Origin of the sequence: Thalassobacillus sp. CUG 92003 (assembly GCF_013618635.1) — a bacterium.
GTDB lineage: Bacteria > Bacillota > Bacilli > Bacillales > Halobacillaceae > CUG-92003.
Map to the genome: position 1 here is coordinate 1 of NZ_JABLSJ010000037.1, position 573 is coordinate 573.

At 36.0% G+C, this 573-nt stretch carries 1 protein-coding gene; it reads left to right on the top strand.

Annotated elements, in window-relative coordinates; all coding sequences use genetic code 11:
- The first annotated feature begins 77 nt into the window (after positions 1–77).
- Entirely contained in the window at positions 78–431 is a 354-nt protein-coding gene (locus HOP45_RS20475; RefSeq protein ID WP_181351320.1) for a spore coat protein, read from the top strand.
- Positions 432–573: the final 142 nt, after the last annotated feature.

A 573-nucleotide genomic window follows, 5' to 3' on the forward strand; every position in this document is an offset into this window, starting at 1 on the left:
CATTTATGCTACCTGTCTAAAGCAAATCAATCTTCTTTGCATATATTATAGTAATCCCAAGGAAAGGAGGAATAACTATGGGACGTAGATATAGATCTCAAAATGACAACCAACAGAATTGTAGTCAAGAAGAAACGATTGTACACCCTACTGAGAGAGTAGTTAAAACTAGAACGAATCACCGCACAGTTCGAAATATTCATCCTACAGAAGTTGAAAATGTAAATAGAACTATTGTTAGGAATGAAAATTACTATCCAGTTACAGAATCTAATGTAAATGAGACAGTAGTAGAGGATTATGACTGTGGAAGTGATGTAAACTCTTCAAATTGCCGACGTGTTAGTCCCGCAAATACTAATAACGGTGGAAGTAATGGAAATTCAAATGGATGTAGCTGTGGTCGTAGTAAGGGTTGGAGCTGGATTTAGATTCTTCGGGGCACCTCTTAGCTCCCCTGCTTTGGGGTGCTTTTTTACGTTTGCAAATTAAAGGATATCTTTAGTTGAAGAATCTTTAGGGATAAAAGATTTTCAACATAGAACAATTTATACTTAAGCGCAAAATAACTTC